The organism is Kitasatospora sp. NPDC059722 (assembly GCF_042733235.1).
Lineage (GTDB): Bacteria > Actinomycetota > Actinomycetes > Streptomycetales > Streptomycetaceae > Kitasatospora.
In genome coordinates this window covers 1-18,303 of record NZ_JBHWGD010000118.1, presented here as the reverse complement: position 1 = coordinate 18,303, position 18,303 = coordinate 1, and the positions used below count along the sequence as shown (strand labels likewise).

The following is an 18,303-nucleotide window of genomic DNA, read 5'->3' as shown; positions in this document are numbered from 1 at the left end:
CCCCCAAGCCCCGCGCAGCGGCCCCCACTACGCTAACCACAACCCCACCAACCATCACCCCCAACAGGAGCCGTCCCCGATGCCCGCCGCCCCCGCCAACACCCTCGCCCCCCTGTTCGCCGCCATCGACATCGGCGGCACGAAGATCGCCGGGGCACTGGTCGACGACCTCGGGCGGCTCCACCACCGGGTCCAGCTGCCGACCCCCGCCCAGGAGCCGGCCGGGGCGGTGTTCGCCGTCGTGCACAAGGTGCTGGACCAGCTGGCCGGATCACCGGACTGGGCCGCAGTGACCGCCCTCGGCATCGGCAGCGCCGGCCCGGTGGATCTCGTCCAGGGCACGGTGAGCCCGGTCAACATCCCCGGCTGGCGCGGCTTCCCGCTCGTCGCCGAATCAGCCGCACACCCGGCCGTGGCCGCCCGCCACCTGCCCGTACACCTGGCCGGGGACGGCGTCGCGATGGCCGCCGCCGAGCACTGGCGGGGTGCCGCGCGGGGCGCCGCGAACGCGTTGTGCCTGGTGGTGTCGACGGGCGTCGGCGCGGGCCTGGTCCTGGACTGCTCCGTCCGGCCCGGCCCGAGCGGGAACGCGGGTCACCTCGGCCACATCACGGTCGACCTGGACGGCGAGCCCTGCCCGTGCGGTTCGCGGGGCTGTCTGGAGGGCATCGCCAGCGGCACGGCGATCGCCCGCCGGGCACTCGCCGAGGGCTGGCAGCCGGCCGGGGAGGACCGTTCGGCCCGCGCCGTCGCCGAAGCCGCCACCGCCGGCGACCGGATCGCGCTGGCCTCCTTCGACCGTGCCGCCAAGGCCCTGGCGGCCGGGATCGCCGCCACCGCCACGCTCGTGGACCTCGACCGGGTGGTGATCGGCGGAGGAGTCGCCACCGCCGGGGAGCTGCTGTTCACCCCGCTCGCCCGGTACCTCGACGAGTACGCCGCCCTGCCGTACGTCCGGGGCCTCGACGTCCGCCACGCCGAACTCGGCACCGATGCGGGCCTGATCGGCGCCGCCGCCCTCTGCCGCTGACCCGCACGCCACGCGCCACGCACCACGCGCCATGCACCACGCGCCACGCACCGCGCACCACCCCCGACCCCCGGGAGACCCGCCATGCACCTTCTCCCTCCCTTCGCCCTGCTTCACAACCCGGTCCGCACCTACGCCTGGGGCTCCCTCACCGCCATCCCCGAGCTGACCGGCACAGCACCGACCGGCGCGCCACAGGCCGAGCTGTGGATGGGCGCGCACCCGTCCGCCCCGTCCCTCCTCCTCGACCCCGACGGCCCCACCACTCCGCGCCCACTCGACGAACTGATCGCCGCCGCCCCCGACACCCTGCTCGGCCCCGACACCGTCCACCGCTTCGGCCCGGTACTCCCGTTCCTCCTCAAGGTGCTCGCCGCCGACCGGCCGCTGTCCATCCAGGTGCACCCCACCCGGGCGCAGGCGGCCGCAGGGTACGACGACGAGGAGGCGCGCGGCATCCCGCTCGACGCGCCCGAGCGGATGTACAAGGACCGCGAGCACAAGCCCGAACTGCTCTGCGCCCTCACCGACTTCGAGGCCCTGTGCGGCTTCAGGCCGACCGCCGCCACCGCCGACCTCCTCGACACCCTCAACACCGTCAACACCCGCGACACCCCCAACACCCGCGACACCCCCAACACCCTCAACACCGTCAACACCCGCGACACCCCCAACACCCGCGACACCCGCGACGTCCCGATGCTCGCGCCCTGGGCCGACGCCCTCCGCAGCCGCCGCCCCGCCACCGAGGTCCTCCCCGACCTGCTACGCGAAGCCTTCACCAAGACCCGCCCCACCCACTCCGAACTCGCCACCCTCGCAGCACATTTACACCGTATCGCCGCCACCGACAGCCCGTACGCCGAGGCCTGCGCCGCCTACGCCCGCGCCGCCGACGAGCACCCCGGCGACCCCGGCCTCATCGCCGCCCTGCTTCTCAACCACGTCCGGCTGGCCCCCGGCCAGGCGCTCTACCTCGGAGCCGGAGTCCCCCACGCGTATCTGCGAGGCACGGGCGTGGAGTTGATGGCGAACTCCGACAACGTGCTGCGCTGCGGCCTCACACCGAAGCACGTCGACGTGGACGATCTCCTCGCCGTGACATGCTTCGACCCGTCCGAAGCAGACGTCCTCGACCCCACCGACGAGGGACAATTCCCAACCCCCACCCCCGAATTCAGCCTCTCCAGGCTCCACCCCACCGAGTGCCCCACCCGCGCCGACCTCCCCACCCCCCAGATCCTCCTCTGCACGGAGGCCGCAGCCCGCCTCCGGTCCCCCGACGGAGCCGTCCTCGACCTCCCTCGCGGAGCCGCCGCCTACCTGCGCCCGGGCGCCGGGCCGGTGTGGCTGACCGGCCCGGGCGCCGAGGTGTTCCGCGCCACCACCGGCGCGCCGGCTCAGGCGGGCAGCGGGTGGCCGAAGAGCAGGTCGTAGCCGTCGGGGAGCTGGTCGAGCACGCGATCGACGAGGTCCCCGGGCGCGAGGTCGACGGTGGTGCTGAGGACGGCCCCGATGTCCCACTGCGCGGTCGCCGGGGTGGCCCCGTCGATCCAGCCGACGACGGCCTCGACGAAGCGCTCGGCGGTCAGCGGTGCGCAGGTCGGTGCGGCGTCGCGCAGGAGGGTGGCATAGGCGCCGGGCAGGGCCTCGGCGAGCTCGCCCCGTTCGCCGCCGACCAGGTGCTCGCCGAGCAGGGCGAGCACGACGCGGGTGGCGTGGTCGGCCTCCGCGCGGCCCCCGTACTCCCCGCGTTCGACGACGCGGTCGAGGAAGTCCTCCGAGGAAATGGTCATCGCGTCCTCCTTCCGCCCGGTGGGTACCGGCGGGAAAACGGCGGCGACGACTGCCGCGGCGGCCGGGAGCGGAATGCGACCAGCGTGCGCGGGGGGACCGACGCAGCACGTCACCGACGCCGAACGTACCGGTGCCCGTGCTGCTCAGCGTACTGCGGAAGGGCGGGCGGGCGGACCGACGCCATTGTCGATCACACCCGAATTCGACCCGGTCCGTCAGGCCGCGGAGGCGCGGCACCGCCGGCGCGTGCGGCGCGCCGCGGTGGGCCCGCCGGCCCTGACCGGGACCCACTGCGGCGGCCCGGACGGCGGCGCCGTCGGCGCGACCGCGTCGGCCCGAAGGCACTCCGGCATAAACCCGGAGAGAAATCGCCGTTCGCTCTGGCTGAGTTTCCGCGAACGCCCGGATTCACGGTCCCTGGCGACCACCACGGTGCGGGCCCGCATAAAGACGAGTGGTTCCCGGCAGACATTCACCTCGACGTGTGCGGAACTACGCCCGAGCCGTTCGACGGAGAGCCGGACGGACAATGGCTCGGGCCGGTGATGCAACTGTTCCAGGTAATCGATCTCGTGCCGCGCGATGATGAATCCGGACGGGAAGAGCGATTCCCGCACGGCGGTCGCGTGGTGGCGGAACAGGTCGTAAATCCCCTCCTGGACGTAGCCGACCAGCCGGGCGTTGTTGATGTGCCCGTTCTCGTCGACGTCGCTCCACCGGGTGGGGCAGGCCAGCACGTGCGCGCACGGGTGCAGGGCGCTCACTGCCGCGTCAGCCCGGCGCCGGTCTCGGCGGGGAGCAGCGCCCGCTGCAACCTGGCGTAGTAGGCGGACTGTTCGCTCGCCATGCGGGCCGCGGTCCAGCCCTCCTCCGCGGCCTCGGCGGCGGTCTGCACGACCAGGCTGTCGAGCACCGCGTCGACCGAGCGGCAGAGTTCGGCGACGGCGGCCAGGCGCTCGGTGACGTCGGAGCCGCCGGCCGCGCTGCGGGCCGGGAAGGCGGCCAGCGAGTCGACCGCGAGGCGCAGATCGTCGACCGCGGCGGGCTGCTGCTCGGAAACGCAATTGCGCATGTTTTCTCCCGGAAAAGTCGCGGCAGGGCAGGGCCCGGCCCTGGTCGAATGCGTCGGATTACGCCGGGGGGAACGGTCGGACCACCCCCGGGCGGAACGGACGCTATCCCAGCCCGCACGGCCCGCGACAGGTTTGCGGACGATCAAGGGAAACTCACTTCCATTGGAGTAGTTTGGCGGGGCACAAAATATGCCGCATCAGCCGAATGCTCCGGCGCGGGGCGTGTATTCGCCACCCTCCGCCACCCCTGGTGCCGCGGCCGCCGTCACCAACCCCCGCCCCACCAGCGCGCCTTGTAGAGGTGGGTGCCGCGCAGGACCCGGGTGCCGCCGGGCCGGTGGAAGGTCAGGACGGAGGTGCACCAGTCGCACGGCGCGGTGTGCTCGGGGGCGACGGTGAGGAGGCGCCCGGTGCCGGGTTCGTCGCCGACGCTCTTGAGGTCGCGCTCGGCGGCGCGGTCGGCGAGCCGGACGGGGGTGAAGCGGCCGGCGGCGGTGTCGTACTGCCAGAGCGCGGTCAGGGTGCTCACCCAGAACCGTCCCGGCGCGGCGAGGACGGGCGCGAGGTCGTGCCCGCCGCGGCCGGGCAGCGGGACGGCGCGGACGGCGGTCAGCGCGGGCGCAGCCGGGGTGCCGCCGACGCGGAGGGCGGTCAGTTCGTCGTCGCCGAGCGCCCAGAGCAGGCCGGTGCGCCGGTCCCACTGGACGCCGTGCGCGCCGGGGAGCGGGTACTCGGCGTGCGCGGTGGCCCGCGGCCCCTGCGAGGCGGTGTAGACGCGCACCCAGCCGCCCTCGCTCGCGGCCACGGCGACGTTGCCGTCGGGGAGCAGCTCGATGCTGTGCGGGTTGGCCGCCGCCCCGGCGTCGGTCGCCCAGCGGGTCGCGCCGGTGGTGGTGTCCACGACGGCGGCGAGGCCGCCGGAGGCGGTGACGAGCAGGAAGCGCCGGCCGCCGCGTATTCGGCTCTTGGCCTCGTCCGGAGCGGTCCACGTGGTGGCGGGCCCGAGGTCGGCGAGGTCGGGCGCCAGGTCGGCGCTCCAGCTCCAGACGACGGGCAGCCGGTCGGGGCCCCGGTAGGCCATCAGCTCCTCGGCGCTCTGCAGGACGAGCACGCGCCGCGACCCCTGGTCGACGACGGCCACCGCCCAGCCGGGCTCGACCGCGTACGCCCCGGCGGCGGGCGCGCAGAGCAGCAGGGCACACAGGCCCACGAGCGTCCTCCTCGGCACGCCACCACCGTGCCGGGCCCGCGCGCCCGCCGCACGGCACACGCAGCCGAACGGGCGTGCGAACCGTCGCCCGACCTCCCTGCACCCTCGCCGCCCCACCCCGCAGGCCCGCCGCCCAGATCCGACCCGACTCCGATCCGCATCCAGTCCGACTCCGACCCGACTCCACACCGGTCAAGCCTTGGTAAAGTCCGGTCGGGCCCCTGGCAGTACCATTTCACGTATCACATCATGCTCCCCATGAGAAAAGTCATCGCCCTCCTCTCGGCCGCCGCGGCCGTCGCCGCCCTGGGCGGAGCCGCCTCCGCCGCCGAGCCCGACACCGCCGCCCTGGAGGACACCGGCCAGGGCAGCCTCGTCTGGAGCTCCTGCAACGACGCCACCACGCCGGCGCTCCAGTGCGCGATGCTCGACGTCCCCGTGAACTACGCCGACCCGCACGGCCGGAAGATCAAGATCAAGCTGAACCGGCTGCCCGCCACCGCCCCCAAGGACAAGCAGCAGGGCCCGATCCTGCTCAACCCGGGCGGCCCCGGCGACTCCGGCCTCTGGATGCCCGCCTACATCTCCGGGCAGATCCCGAAGGACGTCGCCTCCACCTACGACTGGATTGGCTTCGACCCGCGCGGCACCAACGCCAGCGACCCCCATGTCGTCTGCGACGCCCACTACTTCGACGCCGAGCGCCCCGACTACCAGGTGAGCCAGGGCACGTCGAAGGCATGGCTGAAGAAGGCCGCCGGGTACGCCGCCGACTGCGCGGCCGACTGGTCCTGGCTGCTGCCGCACATGACGACGGTCGACAACGCGCGCGACATGGACAGCATCCGCCGCGCCCTGGGCGTCCAGAAGATCAACTTCTACGGCGGCTCGTGGGGCACCTCACTGGGCTCGACGTACGGCCAGCTCTTCCCGAAGCACGTCCGCCGGATGGTGCTCGACAGCATCGTCGGACCGACCATCAGCTGGTACGACCACAACATCCTGCAGGACAAGGAGCACCAGCGCCGCTTCGACGCCTTCGCCGACTGGGCCGCCAAGGCCGACTCCGTCTACCACCTCGGCACCGACCGGGCCGCCGTCGAGAAGGCGTACGCCCAGGTCGAGGACGCCCTGCGGAAGGACCCGGTCGACGCCGCGCCCGCGCCCGGCAAGATCGGCCCGGCCGAGTTCGAGGACACCTTCTACGGCGGCGGCTACAACTTCCTGCGCTGGCCCCGGATGGCGACCGTCCTGTCCTCCTACCTCGTCCAGCACGACACCCGGCCGCTGAACATCGCCTACAACAAGTACGCCGCGCCCGGCTCCGACGACGGCACGTTCCCCGCCTACAACGCCGCGCAGTGCACCGAGAACGCGTGGCCGCGCGACTGGGAGACCTGGAAGAAGGACCAGGCCAAGGTCAACGCCGAAGCGCCGTTCTACACCTATAACAACATGTGGTACAACGCCGCCTGCATGTTCTGGCCCTACCAGGGCAACCAGGCCGGCCGGCTGAAGATCACCGGCAAGGGCCTCCCGCCCGTCCTCCTCTTCCAGGCCACCGAGGACGCCGCCACCCCGTACGAGGGCGGCCTCGCGATGCACGACGCGCTTCCGGGCAGCAAGCTGGTCGTGCAGGACGGCGGCAGCTTCCACGAGATCCTCTTCCACGGCAACGCGTGCCTGGACGACACCTTCACCGCCTACCTGCGCGACGGCAGCCTCCCCGACGGCAAGGGCCGCGTCGCCAAGACCTGCGCCCCGGAGGCCGATCCGGCCCCCGTACTGGTGACGCCGCCGCCCACCCTCACCGCCAAGACCGCGGCCCCGGCGGCGCCGCTGTCGCCCACCGACCCGGAGGCCGTGCACGGCGTCCTGCGGTGACTCACCTCCGTGGGGGGGGGCCCGCGGCGGCGGGGGGGGTCGCCGGGCTGCGGGCGCACCCCCCTCCCCCGCGGCCCCCGGGGGGGGGGGGGGGCCCCCCCCCCCCCCCCCGGCCCCGGCCCGCGGCCCGGGCTCCTCACACGAAGTTCTTGTCGATCAGCAACCGGAGGATCGCCGAGTACTGGTCGGGGAAGTCCATCGGGACGATGCCGAACCGGGCCCGCTCGGCCTTCCGCGCATCGAGGTAGGCGAACACCTCGGGCATGATGAACCGGGCGTTGTGCCGCGGGAAGTCGAGACCGCCGGAGAAGCTGGTGAAGTTCGCGAACATCCGCGTCGCGCCCGGGTCCAGGAAGGCCCTGTCGAACTGGGCCGTGACGAGCCGCGCCTTCTGGGAGTTCTCGACGCCGTCCCAGCGGTCCTGGGTGTCGAACCAGTCGTTGGTGCCGCTGGACCACTGGATGACCGACCACGGGTTGTCGAAGTCGGCCACCAACACGATCCTCCCGCGCGCCTCGCCCAGGGCGGGCCAGCGGGCGTCCGTCCAGAACCAGCGCCGGAAGCCGAAGTCGTCCAGGTAGTAGTCGATCCGGCGCTGGAACTCGGCCGCGTCGAGCCGGTTGCCGCCCGCGTACTCGTTCTTGATCCGCATCACCACGACCTCCCCCGCATGCGCGCTCAGGAACGAGGTGCACTGGTTGAGCACGTCCTGGAGCCGGATGTACTGGTAGTTGTCGCTGTGGTAGATCCCCAACTCGCTCGCCGTGCCTTCGAGTCCGTTGCAGCGAATGTCCAGGAACCGTATGCCGCGCTGGAGTTGGTCGGGGATGCCCCAGTTCTGGGTGTGCGACCACTCCGTGCCGTGGAGGGGGTCCGTACAACAGGAGTCGTGGGTGCCCGGGACGGTCAAGCCGGTCAGCGGGACGCCGTCGTCGAGACGGCCCATCCACTCCCGGTCGTCGACCTCCGCGGCGCGCGGCACGCGGCCCGCCGCGACGGCGGGGGCGGTCGCGGGGGCGGTCAGCGCGCCGGCGGCGAGCGCGGCGGCACCGGCCTTCAGGGCTGTGCGGCGGGGCATGAGGCTCATCCGTACTCCCGGACTCGGGGGCGCCCGGCGGGGCGCCCGCAGGAAGTGGTGCTCTCACTATGCTCCAACGTGCCCAGGGGGCAAGGTGGTTCACGCGCGCACGGTCCTCACCGAACCGCCTCCGTACGGCCATGAACACAAGTCGGGAATCATGACGAATACGGCCGAAGGGGCGAAGCCGCGTGACCGCACCGCCGCCGCCGGCGTTGTCAGGCCATCACGCCAGCCTCCGGAGGCCCGCCCATGCGCACCGCCCTGCTCAGTGCCCTGCTCCTCGGCGCCCTCGCCGTCCCCGCCGCCGCGACCGCCGCGACCGCGACCGCCGCGCCCCAGGCCCGCGAGGTGAACCAGGGCTACAGCATCCCCGTGGGCGCCGTCACCGACCTCGGCGCACTGCCGGTGCTCGGCAGCCTCGGGCTGGACTTCGCCCGGCTCCTGGGGCAGTAGACCGCGTCCGCCACCGAAGCCGCCACCGGCACACACCGCCGGTGGCGGCTTCGCGTTGCCCGGAAACACGCGCCCGCCACCGCGCGACACATCCCGCAACACACCGTCACAGCGCCGCAACACCCGTTCCCACCAGCCAAGATGCCGATTGACATCGGCCCACGGCCTTCAGCACGATGAGCCCCGAACCGCGTCGCAGCGAGCCGGAAGGAGGGCCCGTGCACACCGCCGTCCAGCGCGTCCCGCGCGCCGCCGCCCTCCCCGCCCGCCGCTGTTGTCGCGGCACCCGGGCGCTCTGACCGCCCCACACCTCCGGGCGCACCCACCGGCCCCCGAGCGCACCGACCGCTCCCCGCACGCCCTCCGCCGTGCCGCCCCACCCCGCCCGCTCGCTCGCCCCGGCCCAGCCGTGCCCGGACCACGGGCCGCTGCTGCCATCACCCGTCCCCGCCAGGGGATTCGAAGGGACATCCACCATGACCGACCTCCGCCTCACCCCCGCCGCCGGCCGGATCGGCGCGATCGTCCACGACGTCCGCCTCGGCGGCGACCTGCCCGCCGACACCGTGGCCGCCCTCGAAGCCGCCCTGTACGAGCACAAGGTGCTGTTCTTCCGCGGCCAGAAGCACCTCGACGACGCCGAACACGAGGCGTTCGCCCGCCTGTTGGGGCACCCGGTCGGCCACCCCACCGTGCCCAGCGCCGACGGCCGGTACGTCTTCGAGCTCGATGCCACGAAGGGCGTGCGGGCCAACAACTGGCACACCGACGTCACGTTCGTCCCCTCCTACCCGAAGGCCTCCATCCTCCGCGCGCTCGAACTCCCGCAGGCCGGCGGCAGCACGGTGTGGGCGAACACCGCCGCCGCCTACCAGGACCTCCCCACGCCGCTCAAGGCCCTCGCCGACGGCCTGCGCGCCGTCCACACCAACGACTACGACTACGCGGCGAACCTCGCCCTGCGCCCCGAGCTCGCGGACAACGCCGAGGTGGCGAAGCTGTTCCGCGAGGTGTTCGTCTCCACCGCGTTCAAGACCGAGCACCCGGTGGTCCGCGTGCACCCCGTCACCGGCGAACGAACCCTGCTGCTCGGCGCGTTCGCGCAGAGCATCCAGGGCGTCTCCGGCGCCGACGGCCGGGCGCTGATCGGCATCTTCCAGCGCTACGTCGAGCGGCTGGAGAACACCGTCCGCTGGGACTGGCAGGTCGGCGACGTCGCGATCTGGGACAACCGCGCCACCCAGCACTACGCCGTCAACGACTACGGCGACGAGCCCCGCCTGGTGCGCCGGATCACCCTGGACGGCGACCTCCCGGTCGGCGTCGACGGCACGCCGAGCCGGCTCCTGGCGCCCGTCGACCCGCCGCGCGTGGCCGGCCTCGTCCCCGCCGAGGAACTCGACAAGGAGCTCGGCAAGGACCTCGAACCGGCCGCCTGACCCCGCGCCCACGCCCACCGCCGTCCCTGCGCCAGCACCGAAGGACCCGCCCGATGACCGCATCCACCACTCCCCCCGCCCCCGGCCTCACCCGCCGCGCCCTGCTGCGCGGCGGCGCCGCCGGAGCCGGCCTGCTGGCCCTCGCGGCCTGCCGGTCGGCGGCCGACCAGGCGGCCCCGGCCGCCGACGCCTCGGCCGGCCCGCGCAAGGGCGGCGTCCTGACGGTGGGCACCGGCGTCGACGTCACGCCGAGCCTGCTCTTCGCCCAGAGCGCCAACACGCTCGTCCAGCGGCTCGTCTTCAACACGCTGACCAGGTACGACGACCAACTGCGCCCGCAGCCGGAGCTCGCCACCTCGTGGCAGGTCGCCCCGGACGGCACGAGCGTGACGCTCCGGCTGCGCGAGGACGTCCGGTTCCACAACGGACGGCGGTTCACCGCCGACGACGTCGTGTTCGCGGTGCAGAACCTCCAGAACCCGGTCCGCTCGGCCCAGTTGCGGTCCACCGCCGCGACCGTCACCGACTTCCGCAAGAACGGCGACTTCGAGCTGACACTGGTCCTCGCGCACCCGGTGAGCAATCTGTTCGACCTCTTCGAGTTCATGATCATCCCGGATCGCGACACCGTCGAGGAGGCCGTCGCCGGGGCGAAGCTGATCGGCACCGGCCCGTTCACCCTCACCGACCGCAAACCCGGCTCCTCGCTCACCTTCGCCCGCAACGACGCCTACTGGAACCCGGGGCGGCCCCACCTCGACGGCGTCGAGATCCGGATCATCCCGCAGCCCGAATCCCTGCTGTCCTCCCTCAGGACCGGCCAGACCCACCTGTCCTACAACGTCCGCGGCAAGGACGTCGCCACGCTCAAGGACGACCCGCAGTTCCGGATCAAGCAGTACGACACCGGCGCCGGCGCCTACTACATCGGCGCCAACGTCACCGCCGAGCACGTCGGCGACAAGCGCGTCCGCCAAGCCATCGCGTGGGCGATCGACCGCGACCGCTTCGTCCAGCAGGCGCTCGGCGGCTACGGCACCGTCTCCTCCGTCCCCTGGCCCAAGTCCTCACCCGCGTACGGCGACGCCGACGCCGCCCACTACCACCACGACCCCGACCGGGCCCGCGCGCTGCTCAAGGAGGCCGGGCTCGGCACGATCACCCTGCCGTTCGCGCACACCGCCGACCCCGGCTCGACCGCGATCGCGCAGATCCTCCAGTACGACCTCAAGCAGGTCGGCATCGAGCTCGTCCTCCAGCCCACCGACTCGCCGACCATGCAGAAGCAGCTCATCGCCCAGACCATGCCCGCGCTGTGGACGCTCAGCCACGGCTTCGCCCAACTCCAGCCCGCCACCCTGGCGGTGAGCGCCTACCCGTTCAACGAGGCCAGGAACAGCTCGCACTTCTCCTCGCCGGCCTACACCGACATCGTGCAGAAGGCCTGGAACCGCCCCGCCGGCGACGGCCCCGAGGCCGCGGCCCTCTACCGGCAGATCACCGACGTCCTGCTGGACGAGGCGTTCGTCATCGACCTCGCCATCGCCGGACTCGTCGAGGTCGCCGGCCGCAAGGTCCAGGGCGCGACCCTCAACAAGTACAGCTACCTCAACCTCGACGACGCCCACCTCACGGCCTGATGGAGCCGCACGTGCGCACCTTCCTGCTCAAACGGCTCCCCAGCGGGCTGCTCGTCCTCGTCCTCGCCTCCTTCCTCGTCTTCCTCATCCTCCGGCTGATCCCCGGCGACCCGGCCACCACGCTCGCCGGCCCGGACGCCTCACCCGCCGCCGTCGCCGCCATCCGCGCCCGACTCGGGCTCGACCAGCCGCTGTTCGGCCAGTACCTGAGCTGGCTCGGGCACCTGATCAGCGGTGACCTCGGGCCCAGCTACGCGATCGGCGGGCAGGTCGCCGACCTGATCGGCGACGGGATCGCCGCGACCGTCCAACTCACCGCCGGGGCCCTGCTCCTGGTCGTGCTAATCGCCGTGCCGCTGGCCGTCCTCGGCGCCACCACCGGACGACGCCCGGTCGCCGCCGCCGTCCGGGCCGTGACGACCGCCGTCCTCGCCGTCCCGCCGTTCGTCACCGGCGTGCTCCTGGTGCTGGTCTTCGCCGTCTCGCTCCGGATCCTCCCGGCCGGCGGACACGAATCCCTGCTCGACGCACCGGACTTGGCCGTCCAGTACCTCCTCATGCCCGCCGTCTGCCTCGCCCTGCCCAGCGCCGCCATCCTCGCCCGCTACCTCAAGGACGGCATCGAGCGCGCCCTCGCCGAGGATTACGTCCGCACCGCCACCGCCCTCGGCGTCTCCCGCCGGCGCATCCTCTGGCAGCACGTCCTGCCCAACGCGCTGCCGCCCGCGGTCACCGTGCTGGGCCTCCAGATCGGCCAACTCATCGCCGGAGCAGTCCTGGTGGAACGCATCTTCGCCTGGCCCGGGCTCGGCCAGCTGATCGAGCAGGGCGTCGCGCGCCGCGACTACCCCGTCGTGCAGGACCTCCTGCTGCTCGTCGTCGCCGTCTACGTCACCGTCCAGTTGCTCACCGACCTGGTGCACGCCTGGCTCGACCCGCGCGTCCGCTGGGAGTGACCCCATGACCACCACCACCCTTCCGCTTGCCCGAAACCGTTACCTCACAGGCCTGTCGACCTGGCGCGGCCTCGCCGGACTGGCCCTCGTCGGCCTGCCCGCCCTCGCCGGACTGCTCGCCCCGCTGCTCACCGACGCCGACCCGGACGCCCAGGGTCCGCTCGCCCTGGCCGGGCCGGGCGCCGGACACCCGCTCGGCACCGACGACCTCGGCCGCGACCTGTTCAGCCGGGTCCTGCACGGGATCACCGCCGACCTCGGGATCGTCCTGCTCGCCGTGCCGGCCGGCGCGCTCCTCGGCTGCGCGTTCGCACTGCTCGCGGCCACCTCCCGGTGGGCCGACCTCGCCGTCCAGCGGGCCTTCGACCTGCTGCTCTCCTTCCCCGGACTGATCCTCGGGCTCGCCGTCACCGCCGTGCTCGGACCGGGCCGCTGGCCGGTCGTCGTCATCATCGCGATCGCCGAAATCCCCTATTTCGGGCGCCAGTTGCGCGCCGGGATCCTGGTGCAGCGGGAACGCGATTACGCGGTCGCCGCACGCGTCGGCGGCGCCACCCGGCGGCGGGTCCTCCTCCGGCACGTCGTCCCGAACGCCGTGGACCCGCTGATCGTCCAGACCGCCGTCGCCCTCTCCGTCGGCGTGTTCATCGAGGGCGCGCTGAGCTTCCTCGGTCTCGGCGTCCGGCCGCCCGAGCCCACCCTCGGCAGCATCCTCAGCCAGTCCGTCGCCTACCTCGCCACCCACCCCGCCTTCGCCGCCGGGCCGCTCGCCGCCACCACCGCGCTGGTGCTCGGCTTCACCCTGCTCGCCGAGGCCCTGAACCGGGGGATCCGCCGATGACGCCCGTGCTCCGAGTCACCGACCTCACCGTGGAGTTCGACGGCACCCGAACCGCCGCCGAACCCCCGGCCGTCGACGGCGCGGACTTCGGCCTCGCCCCCGGCGACACCCTCGGGATCGTCGGCGAGTCCGGCTCCGGCAAGTCCACGACCGCCCTCGCTCTGCTCCGCATGCTGCCCCCCGGCGGCCGGATCACCACGGGCTCGGTCGAACTCGCCGGGCAGGACCTCGCCGGCCTTCCCGAGGACGGACTGCGGGCGCTGCGCGGCAGGCGGATCGCGATGATCTTCCAGGACCCGATGTCCTCGCTCAATCCCGTCCTCACCATCGGCCGGCAGCTGGACGAGGCGCTGCGCGCGCACGGCTCCCTGCCGCGCGCCCAACGCACCGCACGCGCCGTTGAGTTGCTCGACCTGGTCGGCATCCCGGACGCCGCCGACCGCCTGCGCGACCACCCGCACCAGTTCTCCGGCGGCCAGCGCCAGCGCATCATGATCGCCCTCGCGCTCGCCCACGACGCCGAGGTGCTGGTCGCCGACGAGCCCACCACCGCGCTCGACCCGACCGTCCAGCAGCAGATCCTCGGCCTGCTCACCCGGATCAACCGCGAGAGCGGCACCGCCCTCGTCGTGATCAGCCACGACCTCGGCGTGATCGCCCGCACCTGCCGCCGGCTCCTGGTCATGCGGGCAGGACGGATCGTCGAGCAGGGCGACACGGCCGACATCCTCACCGACCCCCGACACCCTTACACCCGACAACTCCTGTCAGCCGTGCCACGCCTCGATGAACCCTCCACGGCCGCCGCCAACAGCACCCCCGGCACCCAACCCCTGCTCACCGTCGACGGATTGCGCAAGACCTACGGCTCCCGCCGCCGGTCCGTCACCGCCCTCGACGGCGTCGACCTCGTGCTGCACCCCGGCGAGACGCTCGGCCTGGTCGGCGAGTCCGGCTCCGGCAAGTCCACGCTCGCGAAGGCGCTCGTCCAGGTCCACGCCCCGTCGGCCGGTGAAATCCGCTACGGCGGCGAACCGTTGGGCCGGACGCCCCGTCGAGAGATCCAGATGGTCTTCCAGGATCCGTACTCCTCGCTCAACCCCCGGATGACCGTCGGACAGATCGTCGCCGAGCCGCTCGTCGCCCACCGCCTCGGCGACCGCGCCGCGCGCGCCGCCCGGGTGGCCGACCTGCTCACCCAGGTCGGCCTCGACCCGGCGGTGGCCGACCGGCACCCGCGCGCCTTCTCCGGCGGCCAACGCCAACGCATCGGCATCGCAAGGGCGCTGGCGCCCGAACCGCGCGTGCTGATCTGCGACGAACCGGTCTCCGCGCTCGACGTCTCGATCCAGGCCCAGGTCATCGACCTGCTCACCCGGCTCCAGCGCGAACTCGGCCTCGCCGTCCTGTTCATCGCCCACGACCTCGCCGTGGTGCGCCGGGTCAGCCACCGGATCGCCGTCATGCACCGCGGCCGGATCGTCGAGACCGGCCCCGCCGACCGCGTCGTCACCAACCCCGAACACCCGTACACCGCCGAACTCCTGGCCGCCGTCCCCCGTCCGGACGAGGCCCGGCCCACCACCCGGAGCACCGCGTGACCACCTCTCCAGACCCGCACCGCCGCGACCCGTACGCCGGCTTCCCCGGCACCGTCGGGCGCACCTTCCGCGCGTCCACCCCCGCCTGGCCCGCCCGCGTCCGACCGCGCGAGGGCACGCCGAACATCGTCGTCGTCCTCATCGACGACATGGGCTACAGCGACATCGGCCCGTTCGGCGCCGAGATCCCCACCCCCACGCTCGACCGGCTCGCCGCCACCGGTGTCAAACTCGCCAACTACCACACCATGCCGCTCTGCTCGCCCGCCCGCGCGGCCCTGCTCACCGGCCTCAACCCGCACCGCGTCGGCTACTCCTTCGTCGCCAACGCCGACCCCGGCTTCCCCGGCTACGGCATGGAGGTCGCCGGCGACATCCCCACCCTCGCCGAACTCCTGCACGACGCCGGCTACGCCACCTACGCCGTCGGCAAGTGGCACCTGACCCGCGACTCCGCCTCCAGCGCCGCCGACGACCGCGCCAACTGGCCGCTACAGAAGGGCTTCGACCAGTACTACGGCGTCCTCGAAGGCCTCACCAGCCTGTTCCACCCTCACCAACTCGTGCGCGACAACAGCCCGTTGGACATCGACGAGTTCCCCGACGGCTACTACTACACCGACGACGTCACCGACCAGGCCATCGCGATGGTCAAGTCCCTGCGCGCCCACGACGCGGACAAGCCCTTCTTCCTCTACCTGGCCCACAACGCCGTCCACGGCCCGCTCCAGGCCAAGCCCGAGGACCTCGCCCGCCACAAGGGCCGGTACGACGGCGGCTGGGACGAACTGCGCGCCGCCCGCTTCGCCCGCCAGCTCGCCGCCGGCCACTTCCCGCCCGGCACCGAACTGCCCGACCGCAACTCCGAGGCCGGGTACGACGTCGGCCCCTGGGACGAGCTCACCGACGTCCAGAAGAAGCTGTACGCCCGCTACATGGAGGTGTACGCGGCGATGGTCGACAACGTCGACCAGAACCTCGGCCGGCTCACCGACACCCTGGCCGCCCTCGGCGAACTCGACAACACCATCATCGTGTTCACCAGCGACAACGGCGGCACCGGCGAGGGCGGCCCGGAGGGCACCCGCAGCTACTTCAGCCGGTTCGTCCACCACCCGGACCTCCCCGACGACTGGAACCCGGACGTCGAGCGGGAGATCGAGCTGATCGGCGGCCCGCAGAGCCTCGTCCACTACCCGCGCGGCTGGGGCATGGCCTCCAACACCCCGTTCCGCTTCTACAAGGGCCAGACGTACGCGGGCGGCGTCCGCGTCCCGTTCGTCCTCTCCTGGCCCGCCGGCCTCCCCCGCGCCGAGGGCGACACCGGCGTCCGCACGCAGTACCAGTACGTGACCGACATCCTGCCGACGCTGCTCGAACTCGCAGCCGTAGACCGGCCATCGACCCGAAACCACCAACCAGTGCAGTCCCTGGACGGCATCAGCTTCACCTCCGTCCTGCGCGACAGCGGCGCGGCCAGTACGCACTCCGAGCAGTACTGCGAGATGACCGGCAACCGCAGCTACTACCGCGACGGCTGGAAGCTCGTGACGCTGCACCGCCCCGGCACGCCGTACGACGACGGCGAGTGGGCCCTGTACGACCTGCGCACCGACCCGACCGAGATCCACGACGTCGCCGCCGAACACCCCGGCCTGGTCAAGGAGTTGTCGGAGGCCTGGGAGGCCGCCGCCTGGCGCAACGGCGTCTTCCCGCTCGCCGACGGCAGCGGCGCCCTCGCCCTGCGCGGGCCCGAGGCCGAACGCCTGCGGCGCCCGGTCACGCTGCTGCCCGGCACCCCCGAGCTGGAACGCTACCGCTCCTCCCGGCTGATCGCCTTCCGCTCCTTCACGATCGAGGTCGCCCTCGACGACCACCGGGACGGCGACCAGGGCGTGCTCGTCTCCCACGGCGACCAGGGCGGCGGCTACAGCCTCTACGTCGAGGACGGCCGCCTCCGCTTCGCCTACAACCAGTACGGCGAGCTGCACGAGACCGACGCCGGACCGCTCCCGGCCGGCAGCCGGCTCGTCACCGTCGCGGCCGAGGCCGTCGCCGACCTCAAGTGGCTGTTCCGCCTGCACGTCGACGGCGCGGAGACCGGCCGGCTCGGGCCCGTCCACCAACTCATCGGCATGGCACCGTTCCAGGGCATCAGCGTCGGCGTCGACCGCAAGTCCCCGGTCTCCTGGCCCGTCCACGAACGCCACCGCTCCTTCCGCTACACCGGCGCCCTCCACTCGGTGACCTACGTGCCCGGCGACCCGGCACCGTACGACCCGGAAACCGTCGCCCGGGCACTACAGGCGGCGGCGGCCGCCTTCGAATAGCCGCCGAGATCGCCAAGTCCCGGTTCCCACGGCCCCCGCCGCGTTAGGCTCGACAGGACGCGGCGGGGCCCGCGCGACCGACCCAGGGGAGGACGCATTGATCGGGGACCTGCTGCCGGACGTCGTGGCGGCCGAAGTCGCGTACGACGACCCGCCGGAGGCCCGACTCGAACCCGCCGAGGCCGCCGTCATCGCCAAGGCCGTCGACAAGCGCCGCCGCGAGTTCACCACCGCCCGCCACTGCGCCCGCGCCGCGCTCGCCCGCCTCGGCGTCGCCTACCGCCCCATCATCCCCGGCCACCTGGGCGCGCCGAGCTGGCCGGACGGCGTCGTCGGCAGCCTCACCCACTGCGACGGGTTCCGCGCCGCCGTCGTCGCCCGCGCCACCGACCTCGCCTCCGTCGGCATCGACGCCGAACCCGCGCTGCCGCTCCCGGACGACGTACTGGAGATCATCTCCCTCCCCGACGAGCAGAAGCGGATCGCCTCGCTGCTGCTGCTGCGCCCCGACATCCCGTGGGACCGCATCCTGTTCAGCGCCAAGGAGTCCGTCTACAAGGCGTGGTTCCCGCTGACCGGCAAGTTCCTGGACACCAGCGAGGCCGACCTCGTCCTCTCCCCCGACGGCACCTTCACAGCCCGCCTCCTGGTCCCCGGCCCGATCGTCGGCACCCGCCGCATAGACGGCTTCGAGGGCCGCTGGTCAGTCCGCGACGGCCTCCTGGCCACCGCCATCGCCGTCACCCCGTAACCGATCCCCACACCCCCAACCACCCCGCACCAACGCACCCACCCCAACCACCCCCCTCCCCGCACCAACGCACCCACCCCAACCACCCCCCTCCCCCCAAACCCTCCCCAGCGAGAGGGTGCGCTGCGGGAGGGGGTGGCGGAGGGGGTGGCCGCGGAGAGGGGCGTGACGGGTGATTTTCAGACTGCCAACGGCGAGAACACCCCACCCACAGAGT

General features: G+C 73.0%; 16 protein-coding genes. 11 read left to right on the top strand and 5 right to left on the bottom strand.

Annotated elements, in window-relative coordinates; genetic code table 11:
- Positions 1-79: 79 nt before the first annotated feature.
- Both ACFV4F_RS38415 and manA read left to right on the top strand, forming a co-directional pair.
- Positions 80-1,030 carry an ROK family protein gene (locus tag ACFV4F_RS38415; protein WP_380509798.1) on the top strand — a complete coding sequence of 317 codons (951 nt, stop codon included), beginning with the start codon at positions 80-82 and terminating at the stop codon, positions 1,028-1,030.
- Between the two features lie 84 nt (positions 1,031-1,114).
- A complete protein-coding gene (manA, locus tag ACFV4F_RS38410) occupies positions 1,115-2,467 on the top strand; it encodes a mannose-6-phosphate isomerase, class I (RefSeq protein ID WP_380509796.1) in 1,353 nt (450 codons plus the stop codon).
- Here the strand turns inward: manA and ACFV4F_RS38405 are convergent.
- The 4 genes from ACFV4F_RS38405 to ACFV4F_RS38390 all read right to left on the bottom strand — a co-directional run bounded on the left by ACFV4F_RS38405 (position 2,431) and on the right by ACFV4F_RS38390 (position 5,110).
- A complete protein-coding gene (locus ACFV4F_RS38405) occupies positions 2,431-2,826 on the bottom strand; it encodes a DUF2267 domain-containing protein (protein WP_380447588.1) in 396 nt (131 codons plus the stop codon). The two genes, manA and ACFV4F_RS38405, sit on opposite strands and share 37 nt — an antisense overlap.
- 216 nt (positions 2,827-3,042) lie before the next feature.
- Entirely contained in the window at positions 3,043-3,591 is a 549-nt protein-coding gene (locus ACFV4F_RS38400) for an acyl-CoA thioesterase (protein ID WP_380509794.1), read from the bottom strand.
- Positions 3,588-3,899 (bottom strand): hypothetical protein, encoded by a 312-nt coding sequence (locus tag ACFV4F_RS38395; protein WP_380447592.1) that lies wholly within the window; start codon positions 3,897-3,899, stop codon positions 3,588-3,590. The genes ACFV4F_RS38400 and ACFV4F_RS38395 overlap by 4 nt, the downstream gene beginning before the upstream one ends.
- A gap of 266 nt (positions 3,900-4,165) precedes the next feature.
- Entirely contained in the window at positions 4,166-5,110 is a 945-nt protein-coding gene (locus tag ACFV4F_RS38390) for a DUF6528 family protein (protein WP_380509792.1), read from the bottom strand.
- A gap of 258 nt (positions 5,111-5,368) precedes the next feature.
- On the opposite strand from ACFV4F_RS38390, the gene ACFV4F_RS38385 reads away from it, so the two are divergent.
- The gene (locus tag ACFV4F_RS38385; RefSeq protein ID WP_380447596.1) at positions 5,369-6,994 is read left to right on the top strand and encodes an alpha/beta hydrolase; all 1,626 of its coding nucleotides are present in this window, start codon (positions 5,369-5,371) and stop codon (positions 6,992-6,994) included.
- Positions 6,995-7,130: 136 nt separating this feature from the next.
- Here the strand turns inward: ACFV4F_RS38385 and ACFV4F_RS38380 are convergent, their stop codons facing one another.
- On the bottom strand, positions 7,131-8,081 hold the full coding sequence (locus tag ACFV4F_RS38380) for a phosphatidylinositol-specific phospholipase C (protein ID WP_380509789.1): 951 nt from the start codon (positions 8,079-8,081) through the stop codon (positions 7,131-7,133).
- Between the two features lie 243 nt (positions 8,082-8,324).
- Here ACFV4F_RS38380 and ACFV4F_RS38375 point away from each other — a divergent pair, with 243 nt between their 5' ends.
- The 8 genes from ACFV4F_RS38375 to ACFV4F_RS38340 all read left to right on the top strand — a co-directional run bounded on the left by ACFV4F_RS38375 (position 8,325) and on the right by ACFV4F_RS38340 (position 18,086).
- The gene (locus tag ACFV4F_RS38375) at positions 8,325-8,528 is read left to right on the top strand and encodes a hypothetical protein (RefSeq protein ID WP_380509786.1); all 204 of its coding nucleotides are present in this window, start codon (positions 8,325-8,327) and stop codon (positions 8,526-8,528) included.
- A gap of 476 nt (positions 8,529-9,004) precedes the next feature.
- Positions 9,005-9,967: a TauD/TfdA dioxygenase family protein gene (locus ACFV4F_RS38370; RefSeq protein WP_380447602.1), complete on the top strand. Its 963-nt coding sequence runs from the start codon at positions 9,005-9,007 to the stop codon at positions 9,965-9,967.
- Positions 9,968-10,020: 53 nt separating this feature from the next.
- Positions 10,021-11,607 carry an ABC transporter substrate-binding protein gene (locus tag ACFV4F_RS38365; RefSeq protein ID WP_380509783.1) on the top strand — a complete coding sequence of 529 codons (1,587 nt, stop codon included), beginning with the start codon at positions 10,021-10,023 and terminating at the stop codon, positions 11,605-11,607.
- 11 nt (positions 11,608-11,618) lie between these two features.
- Complete coding sequence (locus ACFV4F_RS38360) at positions 11,619-12,563, top strand: ABC transporter permease (protein ID WP_380447606.1); 945 nt, start codon at positions 11,619-11,621, stop codon at positions 12,561-12,563.
- 4 nt (positions 12,564-12,567) lie between these two features.
- Positions 12,568-13,404: an ABC transporter permease gene (locus ACFV4F_RS38355; RefSeq protein ID WP_380509780.1), complete on the top strand. Its 837-nt coding sequence runs from the start codon at positions 12,568-12,570 to the stop codon at positions 13,402-13,404.
- On the top strand, positions 13,401-15,005 hold the full coding sequence (locus ACFV4F_RS38350; RefSeq protein ID WP_380509777.1) for an ABC transporter ATP-binding protein: 1,605 nt from the start codon (positions 13,401-13,403) through the stop codon (positions 15,003-15,005). The genes ACFV4F_RS38355 and ACFV4F_RS38350 overlap by 4 nt, the downstream gene beginning before the upstream one ends.
- The gene (locus ACFV4F_RS38345) at positions 15,002-17,335 is read left to right on the top strand and encodes an arylsulfatase (protein WP_380509774.1); all 2,334 of its coding nucleotides are present in this window, start codon (positions 15,002-15,004) and stop codon (positions 17,333-17,335) included. Before ACFV4F_RS38350 ends, ACFV4F_RS38345 begins: the two co-directional genes overlap by 4 nt.
- A gap of 97 nt (positions 17,336-17,432) precedes the next feature.
- Positions 17,433-18,086, top strand: a complete 654-nt coding sequence (locus ACFV4F_RS38340; RefSeq protein ID WP_380499646.1) for a 4'-phosphopantetheinyl transferase — start codon at positions 17,433-17,435, stop codon at positions 18,084-18,086.
- Positions 18,087-18,303: the final 217 nt, after the last annotated feature.

What these genes read in the sequence shown, in the direction of transcription:
- ACFV4F_RS38370 (WP_380447602.1), top strand. Translation starts at nt 9,005, where the DNA reads ATGACCGACCTCCGCCTCACCCCCGCCGCCGGCCGGATCGGCGCGATC.
- ACFV4F_RS38385 (WP_380447596.1), top strand. Translation starts at nt 5,369, where the DNA reads ATGAGAAAAGTCATCGCCCTCCTCTCGGCCGCCGCGGCCGTCGCCGCC.
- manA (WP_380509796.1), top strand. Translation starts at nt 1,115, where the DNA reads ATGCACCTTCTCCCTCCCTTCGCCCTGCTTCACAACCCGGTCCGCACC.
- ACFV4F_RS38380 (WP_380509789.1), bottom strand. Translation starts at nt 8,081, where the DNA reads ATGAGCCTCATGCCCCGCCGCACAGCCCTGAAGGCCGGTGCCGCCGCG.
- ACFV4F_RS38375 (WP_380509786.1), top strand. Translation starts at nt 8,325, where the DNA reads ATGCGCACCGCCCTGCTCAGTGCCCTGCTCCTCGGCGCCCTCGCCGTC.
- ACFV4F_RS38415 (WP_380509798.1), top strand. Translation starts at nt 80, where the DNA reads ATGCCCGCCGCCCCCGCCAACACCCTCGCCCCCCTGTTCGCCGCCATC.
- ACFV4F_RS38405 (WP_380447588.1), bottom strand. Translation starts at nt 2,826, where the DNA reads ATGACCATTTCCTCGGAGGACTTCCTCGACCGCGTCGTCGAACGCGGG.
- ACFV4F_RS38395 (WP_380447592.1), bottom strand. Translation starts at nt 3,899, where the DNA reads ATGCGCAATTGCGTTTCCGAGCAGCAGCCCGCCGCGGTCGACGATCTG.
- ACFV4F_RS38350 (WP_380509777.1), top strand. Translation starts at nt 13,401, where the DNA reads ATGACGCCCGTGCTCCGAGTCACCGACCTCACCGTGGAGTTCGACGGC.
- ACFV4F_RS38365 (WP_380509783.1), top strand. Translation starts at nt 10,021, where the DNA reads ATGACCGCATCCACCACTCCCCCCGCCCCCGGCCTCACCCGCCGCGCC.
- ACFV4F_RS38355 (WP_380509780.1), top strand. Translation starts at nt 12,568, where the DNA reads ATGACCACCACCACCCTTCCGCTTGCCCGAAACCGTTACCTCACAGGC.